Source organism: Terrabacter sp. RAF57, assembly GCF_052113925.1.
Classification (GTDB): domain Bacteria; phylum Actinomycetota; class Actinomycetes; order Actinomycetales; family Dermatophilaceae; genus Terrabacter.
On sequence record NZ_JBFRDT010000003.1, the window covers coordinates 154,072 to 169,118 of the forward strand.

The 15,047-nt window shown below is 71.7% G+C and carries 16 protein-coding genes; 7 read left to right on the forward strand and 9 right to left on the reverse strand.

Going from position 1 to position 15,047, the window contains the following annotated elements:
• Positions 1 to 18: 18 nt before the first annotated feature.
• The 4 genes from AB4Y83_RS05685 to AB4Y83_RS05700 are packed head-to-tail and all read left to right on the forward strand — an operon-like array spanning position 19 to position 3,165.
• Positions 19 to 753 (forward strand): VOC family protein, encoded by a 735-nt coding sequence (locus AB4Y83_RS05685; RefSeq protein ID WP_442296273.1) that lies wholly within the window; start codon positions 19 to 21, stop codon positions 751 to 753.
• The gene (locus AB4Y83_RS05690; protein ID WP_442273475.1) at positions 750 to 1,370 is read left to right on the forward strand and encodes a TetR/AcrR family transcriptional regulator; all 621 of its coding nucleotides are present in this window, start codon (positions 750 to 752) and stop codon (positions 1,368 to 1,370) included. The genes AB4Y83_RS05685 and AB4Y83_RS05690 overlap by 4 nt, the downstream gene beginning before the upstream one ends.
• Positions 1,370 to 1,867, forward strand: a complete 498-nt coding sequence (gene ybaK, locus AB4Y83_RS05695; RefSeq protein WP_442273476.1) for a Cys-tRNA(Pro) deacylase — start codon at positions 1,370 to 1,372, stop codon at positions 1,865 to 1,867. The genes AB4Y83_RS05690 and ybaK overlap by 1 nt, the downstream gene beginning before the upstream one ends.
• Positions 1,864 to 3,165, forward strand: a complete 1,302-nt coding sequence (locus AB4Y83_RS05700) for a multidrug effflux MFS transporter (RefSeq protein ID WP_442296274.1) — start codon at positions 1,864 to 1,866, stop codon at positions 3,163 to 3,165. The genes ybaK and AB4Y83_RS05700 overlap by 4 nt, the downstream gene beginning before the upstream one ends.
• 110 nt (positions 3,166 to 3,275) lie before the next feature.
• Here the strand turns inward: AB4Y83_RS05700 and AB4Y83_RS05705 are convergent, their stop codons facing one another.
• A complete protein-coding gene (locus tag AB4Y83_RS05705; RefSeq protein WP_442273478.1) occupies positions 3,276 to 3,734 on the reverse strand; it encodes an Lrp/AsnC family transcriptional regulator in 459 nt (152 codons plus the stop codon).
• A 43-nt stretch (positions 3,735 to 3,777) separates the two neighbouring features.
• On the reverse strand, positions 3,778 to 4,560 hold the full coding sequence (locus AB4Y83_RS05710; protein WP_442273479.1) for an SGNH/GDSL hydrolase family protein: 783 nt from the start codon (positions 4,558 to 4,560) through the stop codon (positions 3,778 to 3,780).
• A gap of 136 nt (positions 4,561 to 4,696) precedes the next feature.
• Here AB4Y83_RS05710 and AB4Y83_RS05715 point away from each other — a divergent pair, with 136 nt between their 5' ends.
• Both AB4Y83_RS05715 and AB4Y83_RS05720 read left to right on the forward strand, forming a co-directional pair.
• Positions 4,697 to 5,617 carry a 5'-3' exonuclease gene (locus tag AB4Y83_RS05715; RefSeq protein ID WP_442273735.1) on the forward strand — a complete coding sequence of 307 codons (921 nt, stop codon included), beginning with the start codon at positions 4,697 to 4,699 and terminating at the stop codon, positions 5,615 to 5,617.
• Between the two features lie 131 nt (positions 5,618 to 5,748).
• Positions 5,749 to 5,973 carry a hypothetical protein gene (locus AB4Y83_RS05720; protein ID WP_056777046.1) on the forward strand — a complete coding sequence of 75 codons (225 nt, stop codon included), beginning with the start codon at positions 5,749 to 5,751 and terminating at the stop codon, positions 5,971 to 5,973.
• A gap of 209 nt (positions 5,974 to 6,182) precedes the next feature.
• Here AB4Y83_RS05720 and AB4Y83_RS05725 read toward each other — a convergent pair whose 3' ends face one another.
• The 7 genes from AB4Y83_RS05725 to AB4Y83_RS05755 all read right to left on the reverse strand — a co-directional run bounded on the left by AB4Y83_RS05725 (position 6,183) and on the right by AB4Y83_RS05755 (position 13,843).
• A complete protein-coding gene (locus AB4Y83_RS05725) occupies positions 6,183 to 6,383 on the reverse strand; it encodes a cold-shock protein (protein WP_020144233.1) in 201 nt (66 codons plus the stop codon).
• Between the two features lie 233 nt (positions 6,384 to 6,616).
• A complete protein-coding gene (locus tag AB4Y83_RS05730) occupies positions 6,617 to 9,496 on the reverse strand; it encodes a DEAD/DEAH box helicase (protein ID WP_442273480.1) in 2,880 nt (959 codons plus the stop codon).
• Entirely contained in the window at positions 9,493 to 10,398 is a 906-nt protein-coding gene (locus AB4Y83_RS05735) for a diacylglycerol/lipid kinase family protein (RefSeq protein ID WP_442273481.1), read from the reverse strand. The genes AB4Y83_RS05730 and AB4Y83_RS05735 overlap by 4 nt, the downstream gene beginning before the upstream one ends.
• A 9-nt stretch (positions 10,399 to 10,407) precedes the next feature.
• The gene (gene tatC / locus AB4Y83_RS05740) at positions 10,408 to 11,214 is read right to left on the reverse strand and encodes a twin-arginine translocase subunit TatC (RefSeq protein ID WP_442273482.1); all 807 of its coding nucleotides are present in this window, start codon (positions 11,212 to 11,214) and stop codon (positions 10,408 to 10,410) included.
• Between the two features lie 39 nt (positions 11,215 to 11,253).
• Positions 11,254 to 11,619, reverse strand: a complete 366-nt coding sequence (gene tatA, locus AB4Y83_RS05745; RefSeq protein WP_442296275.1) for a Sec-independent protein translocase subunit TatA — start codon at positions 11,617 to 11,619, stop codon at positions 11,254 to 11,256.
• A gap of 203 nt (positions 11,620 to 11,822) precedes the next feature.
• On the reverse strand, positions 11,823 to 12,815 hold the full coding sequence (locus AB4Y83_RS05750) for a helix-turn-helix transcriptional regulator (protein ID WP_442273484.1): 993 nt from the start codon (positions 12,813 to 12,815) through the stop codon (positions 11,823 to 11,825).
• Positions 12,812 to 13,843, reverse strand: a complete 1,032-nt coding sequence (locus AB4Y83_RS05755) for a helix-turn-helix transcriptional regulator (RefSeq protein WP_442273485.1) — start codon at positions 13,841 to 13,843, stop codon at positions 12,812 to 12,814. The genes AB4Y83_RS05750 and AB4Y83_RS05755 overlap by 4 nt, the downstream gene beginning before the upstream one ends.
• Before the next feature lie 78 nt (positions 13,844 to 13,921).
• Between AB4Y83_RS05755 and AB4Y83_RS05760 the strand changes: the two genes are divergently transcribed.
• Positions 13,922 to 15,034 carry a DUF3866 family protein gene (locus AB4Y83_RS05760; protein WP_442273486.1) on the forward strand — a complete coding sequence of 371 codons (1,113 nt, stop codon included), beginning with the start codon at positions 13,922 to 13,924 and terminating at the stop codon, positions 15,032 to 15,034.
• Positions 15,035 to 15,047 lie beyond the last annotated feature (13 nt).

The following is a 15,047-nucleotide window of genomic DNA, read 5'->3' on the forward strand; positions in this document are numbered from 1 at the left end:
AGCGGAGACGAGCGTCCGATGACCAGCAACCTCATCGAGCTCTGCATCGACGCGTCGGACCCGCTCCGCCTCGCAGCCTTCTGGGCGGGCCTGCTGGAGCGGGAGACCGACGCCGACGGCCTCGTGCTCGCGGGTGAGGACCCGGGGATCTCGATTCGGTTCCTGCCGGGGCGTCAGCGCAGGACCGGGCCCCACCAGATCCACCTGCACCTGACCAGCACCACGCCCGAGCAGCAGCAGTCGACGGTCGACCGGGCCCTGCGGCTCGGGGCCCGACACCTCGACATCGGCCAGACACCGGAGGAGGGGCACATCGTGCTCGCGGACCCGGAGGGCAACGAGCTCTGCGTCATCGAGGCGGGCAACACCTTCCTCGCCGACACCGCGTTCCTCGGGGAGCTCGCCTGCGACGGCACCCGCGAGGTCGGCCTCTTCTGGAGCCTGGCCCTGGACTGGCCGCTCGTCTGGGACCACGACGGGGAGACGGCCATCCAGTCGCCCCGCGGCGGCGCGAAGATCGCCTGGGGAGGGCCGCCCGTGCGTCCGAGGTCGGGGCGCAACGTCATGCACCTCCACGTGAGCCCGACGACACGCGACGACCTCGGCGCCGAGGTCGAGCGCCTCCTCTCGCTCGGGGCCACGCGGCTCGACGCCGGCCACGGGGACGCCTGCGGGGTCCCCCTCGCCGACCCCGACGGCAACGAGCTCTGCGTCATGGAGCCGCGCGAGGGCACCCGTAGACTGCGCCGGTGACTTCCCGCTCCCCCGGCACCCGCGTCCGCATGCCTCGCGCCGAGCGGGAGGCGCAGATGCTGGCGGTGGCCGAGCAGGTCTTCTCGGCCCGTGGCATCCAGGCCGCCACGATGGACGAGATCGCCGAGCTCGTCGGCGTCACCAAACCCCTCATCTACGACTACTTCGGGTCGAAGGAGGGCCTGCTGGCGGCGACGATCGAGCGGGCCCGTGGGCAGCTGCTCGCCGCCCTCATCGACTCGTGGGTGGCCCAGCCGGCCGCACCGGCCCGCGACCGGGTGCGTGGTGTCGTGCACGCGTTCTTCTCCTTCATCGACGAGCACGACCAGGCGTTCGCGCTGCTGCGCACCGAGGGAGCCCTCATCGGCGAGGCCTCGGCGTCCGTCGAACGCATCCGCCAGCAGACCGCCAAGGCGTTCGCCGAGGGCCTGCGGACGCTGCCGGCGTTCGAGCCCCTCGAGGCGCGCCGGGTCACCGTCATGGCCGAGATCCTCATCGGCGGCTGCGAGCGCCTCGCGGTCTGGCGCAGCACGCACCCGGGCACGACGGCGGACGAGGCCACCGACCTCGTCGTCACGACGATCTGGGACGGGCTCGCGTCCGTCGGCGACGCCTGATGGCCAGGCAGCGCCCGGCCGACGGTCCGTCGACGCCGGCCACCGTCGCCCTCGACCGCGCCGGCATCCCGTACTCCCGCCACCCCTACGAGCACGACCCCGCGGCGGCGAGCTACGGCCTCGAGGCGGCGGCTTCGCTCGGCGTCGAGCCCTCGCGCGTCTTCAAGACCCTGCTCGTCGACACCGGCGCGACACTGGCGGTGGGCGTCGTGCCCGTCGACGGCCAGCTCGACCTCAAGGCCGTCGCCGCGGCGCTCGGCGTCAAGAGCGTGACGATGGCCGACCCCGCAGCGGCCGAGCGCAGCACGGGCTACGTCGTCGGCGGCATCTCCCCGGTGGGGCAGAAGCGCGCGCTGCCCACGGTCCTCGACGAGACGGCATACGGCTTCGGGACGGTCTACGTCTCCGGCGGCCGACGCGGCTTCGACATCGGCCTGGCGCCCGAGGACCTCGCGTCGGTCACCCGAGCCCGTCGTGCCCGGATCGGTCGCGCATGACGCTGACCCACGAGGCGTCCCGCGACGCCCCGGCGCGAGCGCGCGTGCCGCAGCTGCAGCTCGTCCTCGTCCTCGTCCTCGCGGCGCTGACGATGGTCGGGCCGTTCACGATCGACGCGATCTTCCCGGCGTTCGAGGTGATGACCCGCGACCTCGGCGTCGACAAGGTCGCGATGCAGCAGACCGTCAGCGTCTACCTCGTCGCCTTCGCGGTCGCGAGCCTCTTCCACGGGTCACTGTCCGATGCCCTCGGTCGTCGTCCCGTCATCCTCGCCGGCTGCGCGCTGTATGCCGTCACCAGCGCCCTGTGCGCGCTGGCGCCGAGCATGCCGCTCCTGCTGTGCGCCCGCGGCGCCCAGGGCCTCGTCGCCGGCGCCGGGATGATCGTCGGGCGCACGGTGGTGCGCGACCTCTTCGACGGGGCGCACGCCCAGCGGTTCATGAGCCACATCTCGATGATCTTCGCCATCGCCCCGGCGCTCGCGCCGATCGTCGGCGGTGCCATCCTCGGCTGGGGGTCGTGGCGCACGATCTTCTGGGTGCTCGCGGGCTACGGAGTGCTCCTCGTCGTGCTGACGCTGACGTCGCTGCCCGAGACGCACCCGGCCGCTGAGCGGGTCCCGTTCCGGCCGCGGCCGTTGCTCACGTCGTTCACGTCCGCCGCGGGCGACGGCGCGGTGCTGCGCCTCAGCGCCGCCATCGCCCTCAACTTCGGCGCCCTCTTCCTCTACATCTCCTCGGCGCCCGCCATCGTCGTCGACCACCTGGGGCTCGGCGAGCGCGACTTCGGCGTGCTCTTCGTCCCRCTCGTCGTCACCATGATGATCGGCTCGTTCCTCACGGGGCGCCTGGCCGGTCGCGTGCGACAGGGGGCCTTCGTCCTCGCCGGCTTCCTCGTGGCCCTCGCCGGCGGCGTGTTCGCGGTCGCCTACCAGGCGCTCATCGACGAGCCCACGCTGCCGTGGACCGTCGTTCCCGTGGCCGCCGCTTCGCTCGGCGTGTCCCTCGTCTTCCCGATCCTCACGATCGCGCTGCTCGACCTGCGGCCGCGGGAGCGTGGCGCCGTCTCCTCGTTCCAGTCCTTCCTCAGCACGTGCGTCAACGCGCTCGTGGCCGGGGCGGTCTCACCGCTCGTGAGCGGCTCACTGACGACCCTCGCCGTCGTGGCAGGCTCCATGACGCTTGCCGCACTCGGGCTCTGGTGGTGGCATCGGAGCCTGGCGACGCGGCGGCGCGGTCTCGCCGACGTCACTGTCGTCGTGGGCTCCCCGGCCCTCGAGCCGATCGAGCAGCTCTGAACGCCCCTCCGTGCTGAACCGGACCCGGCCACCACCCTGCCGCGGACGAGAGCGTCGCCATCGTGCGCGGCGGCGTGAACACGGACCCGTCCGACCGGCTGACTCGGGGCTCAGTCGGTCTCGCGGGGCTCGGCCGAGGCGCTGCGGCCCTCCCACGGCGTCGAGAGCACCACGGTCGTGCGGGTCGAGACGCTCGCGGCTGAGCGGATGCGCGCCAGCAGGTCCTCGAGGTCGGCCGGCGTCTGCACCCGCACCTTGAGGATGTAGCTCTCGACGCCGGCGACCGAGTGGCAGTCCTCGATCTCGGTGATGTGGCGCAGCCGCTCGGGCACGTCGTCGGGATCGCTCGGGTCGAAGGGCGTCACCGAGATGAGTGCCGTGAGCGGAAGCCCGAGCGCGTCGGGTGAGACCTGCGCGGTGTAGCCGGTGACGACGCCCCGTTCCTCGAGGCGCCGGACCCGCTGGTGCACCGCCGACGTCGACAGGCCCGTCGCCCTGCCGAGGTCCGTGTAGCTCATCCTGCCGTCCGTGAGCAGCAGGCCGACGAGCCGGCGGTCGAGATCTTCCATGGCCCGAAGGTTAGTGCAGTGGACGACGGCTCGCGCGGACGTCCTAGGGGTGAAGAGGCGCGCGGATGACGGCGACGGTGGCTTCCGCGATCCGTCCGTGTCCCGCGGCGTTCGGGTGGTCGCCGTCCGGGGCGAGGTAGTGCGTCTCGTCGTAGGCGTACGTCGGGCCCTTGAACGCCGCGCGGAGGTCTACGTACCGCCATGTCGAGGCTGCGGCGCGGGACGCGACCACCGAGTTGACCTGGTCGGTGACATACGCCGCCGTGTCGACGTAGGCCTGGCCCTTTGCGGCCGCGTACTGTCCTCCGAGCCAGACGCTCCAGTAGTCCAGCAGCACGACCAGCACGGGCCGCCCCGCCGTCAGCTCCTGGATGCTGGCGGCGATCTCCTGCAGCCGACCGCTCATCGCCGAGACGGCGCCGTCGTAGCAGTGCGCGTCGTACCCGCAGGTCGGGCTGTAGAGGACGTCGTTGGCGCCGACCTCCAGCAGCAGGACGTCGGCCGTGCGGACGTGCGACCTGACCGTCTCGTCCGACCGCAGCTGCTCGAGGACGTCCGACGTCCTGTAGCCGGGGATCGAGTCGTTCGTGGTCAGGGTCTCTGTGCCGGAGACATCCTTCAGCTCGGCGCCGGTCAGCGCAGGGTACGGCGAGCAGTCACAGGCACTTCCGTAGGGAACGGAGTCACCCAAGGCGACGATCTGCCAGTCGCCGACGTGAGTCTGCGTGGCGACCGCCGAGGGAGATGCGGCCGGCGACGTCGAGGCGGTGGCGGACGGGCCCGCGGGGGTCGTGCTGTCGCCCGCCGAGCATGCCAGGAGAGGCATGCTCAGACCGGCGAGGACCAGGAGGAGTCGGGTGAGACGCGTTCGCCCCATGAGTCGACGTTACGGCACCGCCGTCGCCGCGGCGCTCGGCGCCGGGACCGGTACCCTCTCGCGTATGCCGTCCCGAGCCCCCAGGATGCTCCTGCTCGACTCAGCGTCGCTCTACTTCCGCGCTTTCTTCGGCGTGCCCGAGGTGATCGGGCCGAGCGGCGTGCCGACCAACGCTGTGCGTGGACTGCTCGACATGATCGCCTCGCTCGTCGAGCGAGGTCGCCCGACGCACCTCGTCGCCTGCTGGGACAACGACTGGCGCCCGGCGTTCCGAGTCGAGGCCATCCCGTCCTACAAGGCCCACCGCGTCGCCGAGCCCGGGCCCGACGAGCTCGCCGGCGAGACCGTGCCCGAGGCCCTCGGCGTCCAGGTACCCATCATCGTCGACGCGCTGACGGCGCTGGGCATCGCTCGGGTCGGCGTCGACGGCTACGAGGCCGACGACGTCATCGGCACGCTGGCCACCGCGTTCAGCGGCCGGATGCCCGTCGACATCGTCACGGGCGACCGCGACCTCTTCCAGCTCGTCGACGACGCGAACCAGGTACGTGTCGTCTACACGGCCCGCGGCGGCGTGCGCTCCCCCGACCTCGTCGACGAGGCGTTCCTGGCGGAGAAGTACGGCGTGGCCACCGGGCCCGCCTACGGCGACATGGCCGTCCTGCGGGGCGACACGAGCGACGGCCTGCCCGGCGTCGCGGGCATCGGCGAGAAGACCGCGGCCAAGCTCATCACGACCTACGGCACCCTCGAGGCCGTCCGGGCCGCGATCGCTGACGGCGACCCCGCCATCAAGGGCGCCCAGCGCGCCCGACTCGAGGCCGCCAGCGACTACCTCGACGCCGCCCCACGCGTCGTGGCCGTGGCCAAGGACGCCGCAGTGCCCGACGTCGACCTGGCCGCACCAAGCGCCGTGGCCGACCCTGCCCTGATGTCACGCCTGGCCGTCGAGCACGGCCTCACGTCGTCCTTCGACCGGGTCATCTCCGCCCTCGGGATCGACTGACCATGAGCACCGGCACCGGACCGTCCGACCGGTCACGGTACGGTCACCTTTCGGTCGGCCCGACGCACGCCTGAGCGTCCGAGGGCTACCCGCGGGTCACCACCAGGCCCCGGAAAGGCGCATACTGAAGGGTGCCCACCCATGGAACGCCCGACCGCCGTCGCCACCTCTCCAGCAGCCCCTTCAGGCCGGCCCCTGCGCCGGACATCGAGGAGTTCTCGGTCGGAGACCGGGTCTCCCACCTGCGTCACGGACTCGGTGTCGTCGTCTCGTGCAGCCCCGCCACGGTGACCCTGAAGTTCGAGTCCGGCGTGGTCCGCGTCAACAGCCCGTTCGAGCGTGTGACCCGGCTCTGAGCACCACCTGAGCGCGACGCTCACCCCCACGTTCGGCCGCGACTCCGGCGTGGCCCTCGGGCCCAGCTCGGGTGATCGTGGCCGTTTCGGGGTCCTCGGAGGCGCCCGGCAGGCACAGCACGACTCGAACCCGGCATGACGAAAGGCCGGTCCCCGAGGGGACCGGCCTTCGTCGTGCGGACTGTGGGTCCGACGAGATCAGCGAGCGATCAGAGAGCGCGGACGCGCATCGCCTGCGGGCCCTTGGGGCCCTGCTCGACGTCGAACTCGACGGCCTGGTTCTCCTCGAGGCTGCGGTAGCCGTTGCCCGTGATCTCCGAGTAGTGGACGAAGACGTCGGGACCCTCGGTCGGGGCGATGAAGCCGAAGCCCTTCTCCGAGTTGAACCACTTGACGGTTCCCTGTGCCATGTTTTTCTCCTTTGGGTGGAAGTGAGTCGTTGCTTGTCAGCGACCCCCGGTCGGCAGAGACGCGACCACTTTCCAGAAACCCTGAAGAAACAGTTGCGCTCGCAATGGCGTTCCTTGCGAGCGTGTGAAGACACGAGCACCAAAAACGTCGACCGGTGCCCCAACCATAGCCGACCGGGTGCTCGCGACGACAATCGTCCGGCTGCACGGGAGGCGGCTCGGGGCCTCCGCCCTCAGTCGAGCCGGTCGGCCGCCACGACCCCGCGCAGGACGCCGTCACTGGCCCGCCGCGCGGTCGTCGCCAGCTCAGGGTCCGCCGCGTCGGTCAGCTGACCCAGCAGGTCGATGACCTGCTTGCACCGACGCACGAAGTCCCCGGCCGCGAGGTCGGTCCCCCGCAGCACGTCCTCGAGGCGCTGCCCGCTCGCCCACCGGTGCATGGCCCACGCGAGGCCACCGTCCGGCATACCCGTGCGTGGGAGGGTCAGGGCGCCCTCGGCGTCCTCGAGGTCGGACCAGATCCGGATCATCCGGTCGTACGCCTCGCGCACGTCGTCGTTGGGCCAGCGAGGGGTGAGCCCGGTCTCCTCCCGTCGCGGCTCGTGCACGAGCGTCGAGACGACGGCGGCCAGCGACGGTGGGTCGAGACGACGCCAGACCCCTTCGCGCAGCGACTCGGCGGCGAGCAGGTCCTTCTCGGTGTAGAGCTGGCGCAGGCGGTCGCCGTCAGCGGTGACCGTCTGACCGCCGACGCCGAGGTAGCCCATCTCGACGAGCAGCTCGCAGATGCGGTCGAACGTCTTGGCGACGGAGTTGGTGCGGCCGTCGATCTTGCGCTGGATGCCGTCGGTCTCACGCCGGAGGCGCCACCAGCGCTCAGCCCAACGGGCGTGGTTCTCGCGGTCGGGGCAGCGGTGGCACGGGTGCGCCTTCATCTGCCGACGCAGCTCGTCGACACGGTCGTCCGTCGGGTCGCCGTCGGCCGGTCGGCGACGTGGCGGCGGGTCGTGCGGCATCGTCGCGCGCAGGGTCGCCGCCAGGTCACGACGGGCCTTGGGGTTGCGGGCGTTGAACTGCTTGGGCACGCGCATCGACCCGAGCGGCTCCAGGGGCGTCGGCGCGTCGTGCAGGGTCAGCCGGCGCAGCTGGTGGTCCTCGGTGACGACGGCGGGCGACGCCGACTCCCCCTTGCCGCCGCGGTTGGGCATGACGACGACGGCCAGGCCGCTGTGGCGTCCGGCGGGGATGCGCACGATGTCACCGATCTTCAGCGACTCCAAGGAGATCGCCGCGGCCGTACGCATCGACGCCGACCGAGCCCTGGCCCCCTCCTTCTCGACGTCGCGGATCTCGTTGCGGATCGCGGCGTACTCGGAGAAGTCGCCGAGGTGGCACGTCATGTGCTCGGCGTAGCCGGCAAGGGCCTCCTCGTTGCGGCGTACCGTGCGGACGAAGCCCACGACGGCACGGTCGGCCTGGAACTGCGCGAAGGACGTCTCGAGGATCTCGCGGGCGCTGTCGCGGCCGAACTGGCGCACGAGGTTGACGGCCATGTTGTAGGTCGGCCGGAAGCTCGAGCGCAGTGGGTACGTGCGCGTCGAGGCGAGCCCCGCGACCCCCGCAGGGTCGAGGCCACGGTTCCAGAGGACGACGGCATGACCTTCGATGTCGATGCCGCGGCGACCCGCACGTCCGGTGAGCTGGGTGTACTCGGCGGCCGAGATGTCGACGTGGTTCTCGCCGTTGAACTTCACGAGCTTCTCGAGCACGACGGTCCGCGCCGGCATGTTGATGCCGAGGGCCAGGGTCTCCGTCGCGAAGACGGCCCTGACCCGGCCGGCGGTGAACAGCTCTTCGACGATCTCGCGGAAGGTCGGCAGCATGCCGGCGTGGTGGGCGGCGAACCCACGGGAGAGACCGTCGACGAAGTCCCAGTAGCCGAGCACCGAGAGGTCCTCCTCGGCCAGGCCCTGGATGCGCTCCTCGACGAGGCGACGGTTGGCCTCACCCTCGGACTCGGGGATGAGGCGCATGCCGCTCGACAGCAGCTGCCCGACAGCGCCGTCGCAGCCCGCGCGGCTGAAGATGAAGGTGATCGCCGGCAGCAGTCCCTCGCGCTCGAGACGCTCGATGACCTCGGCGCGGGTGGCCCCGCCACCGGGACGACCACCACGGGCGAAGCCGCGTCCGCCGTCGCCGCCACCGGGCCCGCGTCCGGCCGGGGCGTCGGCGCCGCGCCGACCTCGCCCGGCCCAGTCGTCCCGTCCGCCGCGCCCCCCGCCCCCGGACCCGCCCCGCGCGCCCTTGCCGCGCGCACGGCCCTTGTCGCGACCTCCGCGCGAGCTGACCCAGTGCGAGTCCCACGCGCCCCGACCCTCAGTGCCGCGGATGGCGTGCACGAGGTCGGGGTTGACGCTCACCGAGTAGCGCCCCGGTGCGTCCACGAAGTGCTCGTCGTCCTCGCGGCCGTCGCGCTCCTCGACGAAGAGGTCGAAGAGGGTCTGGCCGACCATCATGTGCTGCCACAGAGGCACCGGACGGTGCTCCGAGACGATGACCTCGGTGTCGCCGCGCACCTCCCCGAGCCAGGCGCCGAACTCCTCGGCGTTGCTCACCGTCGCCGACAGCGACACGACGCTGACGTCCGGAGGCAGGTGGATGATGACCTCCTCCCACACCGCCCCGCGGAAACGGTCGGCGAGGTAGTGGACCTCGTCCATGACGACCCAGCCGAGCCCGCGAAGGGTCGTCGAGCCCGCATACATCATGTTGCGCAGGACCTCGGTCGTCATGACGACGATCGGGGCCTCGCCGTTGATCGAGGCGTCACCGGTCAGCAGGCCGACCCGGTCGGCGCCGTGGACGCGCACGAGGTCGGCGTACTTCTGGTTGGACAGGGCCTTGATCGGGGTCGTGTAGAACGCCTTGCGTCCCGTCGCGAGGGCCAGGTGCACCGCGAACTCGCCGACGATCGTCTTGCCGGCTCCCGTGGGAGCCGCCACGAGGACGCCACGGCCCTCCTCGACTGCCCGACAGGCCTCGGTCTGGAAGTCGTCGAGCGGGAAGTCGAGACGGGCGGCGAACTCCGCGAGCCTCGGCCACGTGGCGATCACGCGGGCACCTCCATCGGGGCCACGACGCGCAGGGCACCGGGGACGACCTCGGCGTCGATCGGTAGGTCGGCGAAGGTCTCGCCATCTGCCTGTGAGTGGATACCGCTCGCCTCCAAGCGAACTCGCCGGGCGCGATGGATCTCGACGGCCGGGTGGGTGGTGTGGGTTCCGGAGTAGACCTTGGGGAAGACCCGGAGGAACGACGGGATCGACAGCGCGTGGACGATCATGACGTCGAAGAGACCGTCGGTGACGTCGGCATCGGGACACACGCGCATGCCCCCGCCGAAGGACGTCGTGTTGGCGACGGCCACGAGCATCGCCCGCGTCTCGAGGCGGTGACCGTCGAGCTCGACGGCATACGGGATGGGTCGGAAGACCGGGAGCTCACGCATGACCGCGAGGTTGTAGCGCATCTGCCCCCGCGGCCAGGTCATGCGCTGCGCGCGCGCGTTGACGACGGCGTCGAACCCGGCGCCGAGGACGCCACCGAACCACGTCTCGCCCGCCACGCCGTGGGTCACGCGACCGAGGTCGATCTCGCGCGTCCGGCCATCGGCGAGCAGCGCGACCGCCCCGCGGGGGTCACGGACGGGTAGGCCGAGGTTGCGAGCGAAGTCGTTGCCCGTGCCGGCGGCGACGACGGCGAGGCGCGACGTCGTGCCGGCGCAGAGGTTGACCCCGAGGTGGACCATGCCGTCACCCCCGACGACGACCACCGTGCCGACGCCGTCGGCCACGGCCTCGCGGGCCCGCGTGTGGGCCTGCTGGTAGTCGCTGCCCGACACGTCRACGACGTCATGACCCGCCTCGAGGAGCAGCCGGCGCGTCTCGTCGCCCATCGCTCGGCCGACGCCCTTCCCCGAGGTGGGGTTGACGATCAGGGCGACACGCTGGGACACACCCGAACGCTACAGGGCAGAGGCCTCGTCGTCGGGGACGTCCAACCAGTCGGGCTTGTGCTCCTCCTTGCGCCGGTCGAGCAGGAAGGCGACCCCGACCGAGGCGAAGTAGAGCAGCACCATGGGACTGGCGAGGAAGAGCATGGTGTAGGCGTCGGGCGTCGGGGTCATGATCGCCGCGAAGACGAGGATGATCATGACGGCCGGGCGCCAGCCCTTGAGCATGGCCTGCGCCCGGAGCACGCCGACGAGGTTGAGCGCGACGAGGAACACCGGGAGCAGGAACGCGCACCCGAAGGCGACGATGAACTTGAGGACGAAGTTGAGGTACTGCGAGCCGTCCTGCAGGTTGTAGGCACCCTCGGGAGTGAAGCCGAGCAGCACCGCCACGGCCTTGGGCACCATGATGAAGGCGAAGAAGCACCCCGCGAGGAAGAGCGGCACGGCGGCGACGACGAAGAGCCGCGCGAGCAGCTTCTCCTTCTTCGTCAGGCCGGGGACGATGAAGCCCCAGATCTGGAAGAGCCACACCGGCGACGCGAGGATGAGCCCGACGAAGAGCGACGTCGTCAGCTGGAGCGCGAAGGCGTCCGTCATGCCGGCGAAGTTGATGTTGACGACGCCCTCGCGACCGACCTGCAGGTCACGCAGGGGCTTGGTCAGGGCGTTGATGACCTGGTCGTAGTAGATCCAGCCGAGGACCCCGCCGATGATGATGGCGATGGCGCTGATGGTGATGCGGTTGCGCAGCTCACGGAGGTGATCGCCGAGCGACATCCGCCCCTCGGGGTCGCGCTGGCGTCGCAGTGACGGCATTCAGGGAGCTCCGTGTGATGGGTTCGGGATCCGACCCACTCAGAACGTCGTGTCGCGACGGATGTCGTCGGTGCCCGACGTCGGCGTCGTCGTCGGGCTCGGGGTCGCGGCACGGAGGCGGTCGGCCTCGGCGCGGGCCTCGGCGGCCCAGCGCTCGGCATCGGCGAGACGGGCCTCGGCGGCACGGCGCTCGGCATCGGCGTCCACGACGTCACCCGGCACGGTCGTCTGCGATGCGTCGCTCGGGACGGGCTTGCCGTCCTTCTTCAGCTCGTCGACCTCGGACTTGAAGACCCGGGCGGAACGGCCGAGGCTGCGCGCCATGTCGGGGAGCTTCTTCCAGCCGAACAGGGCGATGAGCACGACCGCGATGATGATGAGTTCGGGGGCACCCAGGTTGGGCATGGTTACGTCTCCTCGTCGAAAGCCGGTCCGGATCCGAACCGTCATGGTGCAGCCTCGGTGCTGCAGGTGTCCAGCATACGTGCGCCCGGTGAACCTGGACCGTCCGCGCCCGTGAGAACGGCCAACTGACCGCTATGTGGGCACCCGTGGTCACCTGATGGACACAGGTTCCCCGGCCTGGACGCCGTCGGCGCGTCGGGTGCTCAGCCGTTCGGGCCGTAGGCCGCCAGCGCGGACCGGGCCTCGAGGGCGACGGCATCGACGAGCTCGGGCGGCTCGAGCACGCGCGCCTCTCCCCCGAGACGCAGCACGAGCCGACGCACGAGCGCGGGGTCGGCCACCTTGAGCGTGACCCGCAGCGACCCGTCCGGGCCGCGCTCCACGCCCTCGTTGGGGTAGTAGTCGGCGATCCACGCCGCCCACCGGCTCGCCTCGATGACGACGGTGACGTCGTTCTCGCCGGGGACGAAGACGTCGTCGAGGTCGCGCGGACGGGCGTCGGCCGGCGGCGTGCCGTCGAGGTCGAGCACCGACGCGTCCTCGATGCGGTCGAGCCGGAAGAGCCGGACGTCCTCGGCGCGGTGGCAGTAGCCCTCGACGTACCACTGCGCGTCGAGGTTGAGGATCCGCATGATGTCGACGTCACGCTCGGTCGACTCGTCACGCGTCGCGACGTAGTAGCGCAGGTGGACCCGACGACCGCGGGCGAAGGCGTCCTTGAGGGTCGCCATGGCTGCGTGCTGGCTCCCGTCGTCGAGGTCGAGGTCGATGCGGCCCGTGGGCTCGCCGACGGTCGTCGCGGCCGCGGCGCGGATCTTCTCGAGGGTGCGCTCGGCGACGTCGGAGCCGACGAGCGTCGACCCCAGGGCCTGCAGTCCGGCGGTGAGGGTGACGGCCTCGTCACGCGTCAGGCGCATCGGGGCCGCGATGTCGTCGGCGTTGTCGAGGTAGATGTGGCCGCTGTCCCACTGCGCGTCGATGAGCTCGGCATGGCCGTAGCCGGGGGTCCCGCAGACGAAGAGCAGCTCGAGGTCCTCGACGACCTGGTGCTCGTCGACCCCGAACTCCTGCGCCGCCTCGGCGATCGACACGCCCCGGTGCTGGAGGAGCCACGGGACCATGTCGAGCAGCCGACCGAGGCGCTGTGTGGCGGTCTCCGGCACGCGGCGTGCCGCCGTGCGTCGTGTGGCGCTCATGCGTGCTCCCCCGTCCGGACCTGCACGTCGTCGGGCCGGCCACCCTGCCCCGCCGGCACCGTCTGTGCGTCCAGCACGGCCCGGAGCGCGGACCTCACCCCGTCGACGAGCTCGGGCGGCGAGACGGCGACGGCGTGCGTGCCGAGGGCCACGACGTCGCGCTCGGTCGTGCCGCGGCGGTAGGGCACCTCGATCTCGGCCCACCGCTCGTCGACCTCGGTCGTGCGCTGGGCGTACCGGCGCAGGGTGTGGCCCCTCCCGTGCCGCACCCTCACGACAGCAGTGCCCTCGGGCTCGGGCAGCTGCGCCTCGAGGGCCACCTCGGGCACGTGGTCGGACGGGACGGCATACGAACCCGGACGTCCCTTGCGACGGACGGCGCCCTCGAAGCGGCTCAGGCGGAAGGCGCGCTCGTCGCCACGGTCGACGTCGAAGCCCGTGAGGTACCAGCGGCCGTGCCAGTTTTTCAGCGCCCACGGCTGCACGTGACGGGTCGTCAGCTCTCCGTCGTTCCTGCGGTAGTCGAAGGTGATCGGCTGCAGGGCCGACACCGCGGCGTGGACGGCCTCGAAGGCCGGCTCCTTGGTGCGGATGCGCGGCTCGGCACCCGCGGCCACGGACTCGTCGATCTCGACGCCCGAGAGGCGCAGCTTGCGCAGGCCCGCGGAGGCGGCACCCGAGATGCTCGCCGTCGACCACGCGCGGGCGGCCAGCGCCAGGGCGGCGACCTCGTCGGCCTCGAAGCTGATCGCCGGCAGCGTGGTCTCGCTCGCGTCGATGCGGTAGCCGACCTCGTCGTCGAAGAGGACGTCGAGGACCGTCGTCGTGATGGGGATGCCCATCTCGCGCAGCTCGTCCTTGTCCCGCTCGAACATCCGGTCGAAGGCCTCGTCGGAGGTCGCGGCGGCGTAGGCCGGCAGCGACTCGCGGATCTTCTGCTTCGACACCGGTCGCCGCGCGGACTTCAGCGCGAGGATGAGGTTGAGCAGCCGTTCGGTCTTGTCGGCCGAGGCAGACGCAGGGCTCATCGAGACCTTCCTGAAGGGGCGCGGCGCGTGGGGGGCAGTCCGACGCTACCCGAACATGCGATCGAATAGGGTCACCCCATGATCCAGTGGCGCCGGGGTGTCGTGGTCGAGGTGCGGTCCCGCTGGGCGGGCGCGGTCGAGTATGCCGTCCGGCTGCCGCCCGGTGACGTCGTCCGGGCGCTCGGCTACGTCGACGTCGTCGGCGACCTCACCCTCGGGACCGCCGTGCTGCTCAACACGACCGCCCTCGAGCGAGGGCTGGGCACCGGCGGGCTGGCCATCGTCGTCGCTGCCCCCGACGCGCTCCCCCGTCCCGTCGCCGACGTCACGGCCGTGCCGGGCCACGTCGTCAAGGCCCGCTACACGCCCTCCCAGACGATGGTCCTCGGCGTCGACGAGCAGGACAGCGAGCACCACGCCGTGCTGGCCGACGCCGACGACGTCGACGGTCTTCCGGTCGTCGTGGCCGACCTCCACTCGGCCCTGCCGGCGGTGCTCGCGGGTGTGCGTGACGCCGCGCCGTCCCTGCGGGTCGCCTACGTCATGAGCGACGGTGGCGCGTTGCCGATCGACTTCTCCCGGACGGTGGCCGGTCTGCGGGAGGCCGGCTGGCTCGAGGCGGCGATCACGGTCGGGCAGGCCTTCGGAGGCGACCTCGAGGCGGTGAACGTCCACACCGGCCTGCTGGCCGCGCACCATGTCGTCGGCGCCGACGTCGTCGTCGTGTCGCAGGGGCCGGGCAACCTCGGCACGGGCACGCGGTGGGGCTTCTCCGGCACGTCGGCTGGCGAGGCCGTCAACGCCGCGGGGACCCTCGGCGGCCGCCCTGTCTGCTCCTTGCGGATCTCGGAGGCCGACCCGCGCGAGCGGCACCGCGGGGTCTCACACCACAGCCTGACGGCATACGGCCGCGTGGCGCTCGTGCCCGGCGACGTGCCGGTGCCCCTGATACCCGGCGAGGTGGGCGTGCGGGTGCTCGAGCAGGCCCGGACCCTGTGCGCCGCGAGCCGGGGGCGGCTGACGCTCCACGAGGTGGCGACCGACGGGCTCGACGCGGCGCTGCGCGACACACCGGTGCCACTGCGCACCATGGGGCGCGGATACGACGACGACCGGGCCGGATTTCTCGGCGCGGCCGTCGCGGGGCGGTATGCCGCCGGGCTGGTTCGGCGCGCGTCACACCTGGACTGACGAGCGGTGCAAG

Bases quoted from the DNA above. Each gene is read 5' to 3' on its own strand.
- AB4Y83_RS05685 (WP_442296273.1), top strand. From the start codon at position 19: ATGACCAGCAACCTCATCGAGCTCTGCATCGACGCGTCGGACCCGCTC.
- ybaK (WP_442273476.1), top strand. From the start codon at position 1,370: ATGGCCAGGCAGCGCCCGGCCGACGGTCCGTCGACGCCGGCCACCGTC.
- AB4Y83_RS05705 (WP_442273478.1), bottom strand. From the start codon at position 3,734: ATGGAAGATCTCGACCGCCGGCTCGTCGGCCTGCTGCTCACGGACGGC.
- AB4Y83_RS05710 (WP_442273479.1), bottom strand. From the start codon at position 4,560: ATGCCTCTCCTGGCATGCTCGGCGGGCGACAGCACGACCCCCGCGGGC.
- AB4Y83_RS05715 (WP_442273735.1), top strand. From the start codon at position 4,697: ATGCTCCTGCTCGACTCAGCGTCGCTCTACTTCCGCGCTTTCTTCGGC.
- AB4Y83_RS05725 (WP_020144233.1), bottom strand. From the start codon at position 6,383: ATGGCACAGGGAACCGTCAAGTGGTTCAACTCGGAGAAGGGCTTCGGC.
- tatC (WP_442273482.1), bottom strand. From the start codon at position 11,214: ATGCCGTCACTGCGACGCCAGCGCGACCCCGAGGGGCGGATGTCGCTC.
- tatA (WP_442296275.1), bottom strand. From the start codon at position 11,619: ATGCCCAACCTGGGTGCCCCCGAACTCATCATCATCGCGGTCGTGCTC.
- AB4Y83_RS05750 (WP_442273484.1), bottom strand. From the start codon at position 12,815: ATGAGCGCCACACGACGCACGGCGGCACGCCGCGTGCCGGAGACCGCC.
- AB4Y83_RS05755 (WP_442273485.1), bottom strand. From the start codon at position 13,843: ATGAGCCCTGCGTCTGCCTCGGCCGACAAGACCGAACGGCTGCTCAAC.
- AB4Y83_RS05760 (WP_442273486.1), top strand. From the start codon at position 13,922: ATGATCCAGTGGCGCCGGGGTGTCGTGGTCGAGGTGCGGTCCCGCTGG.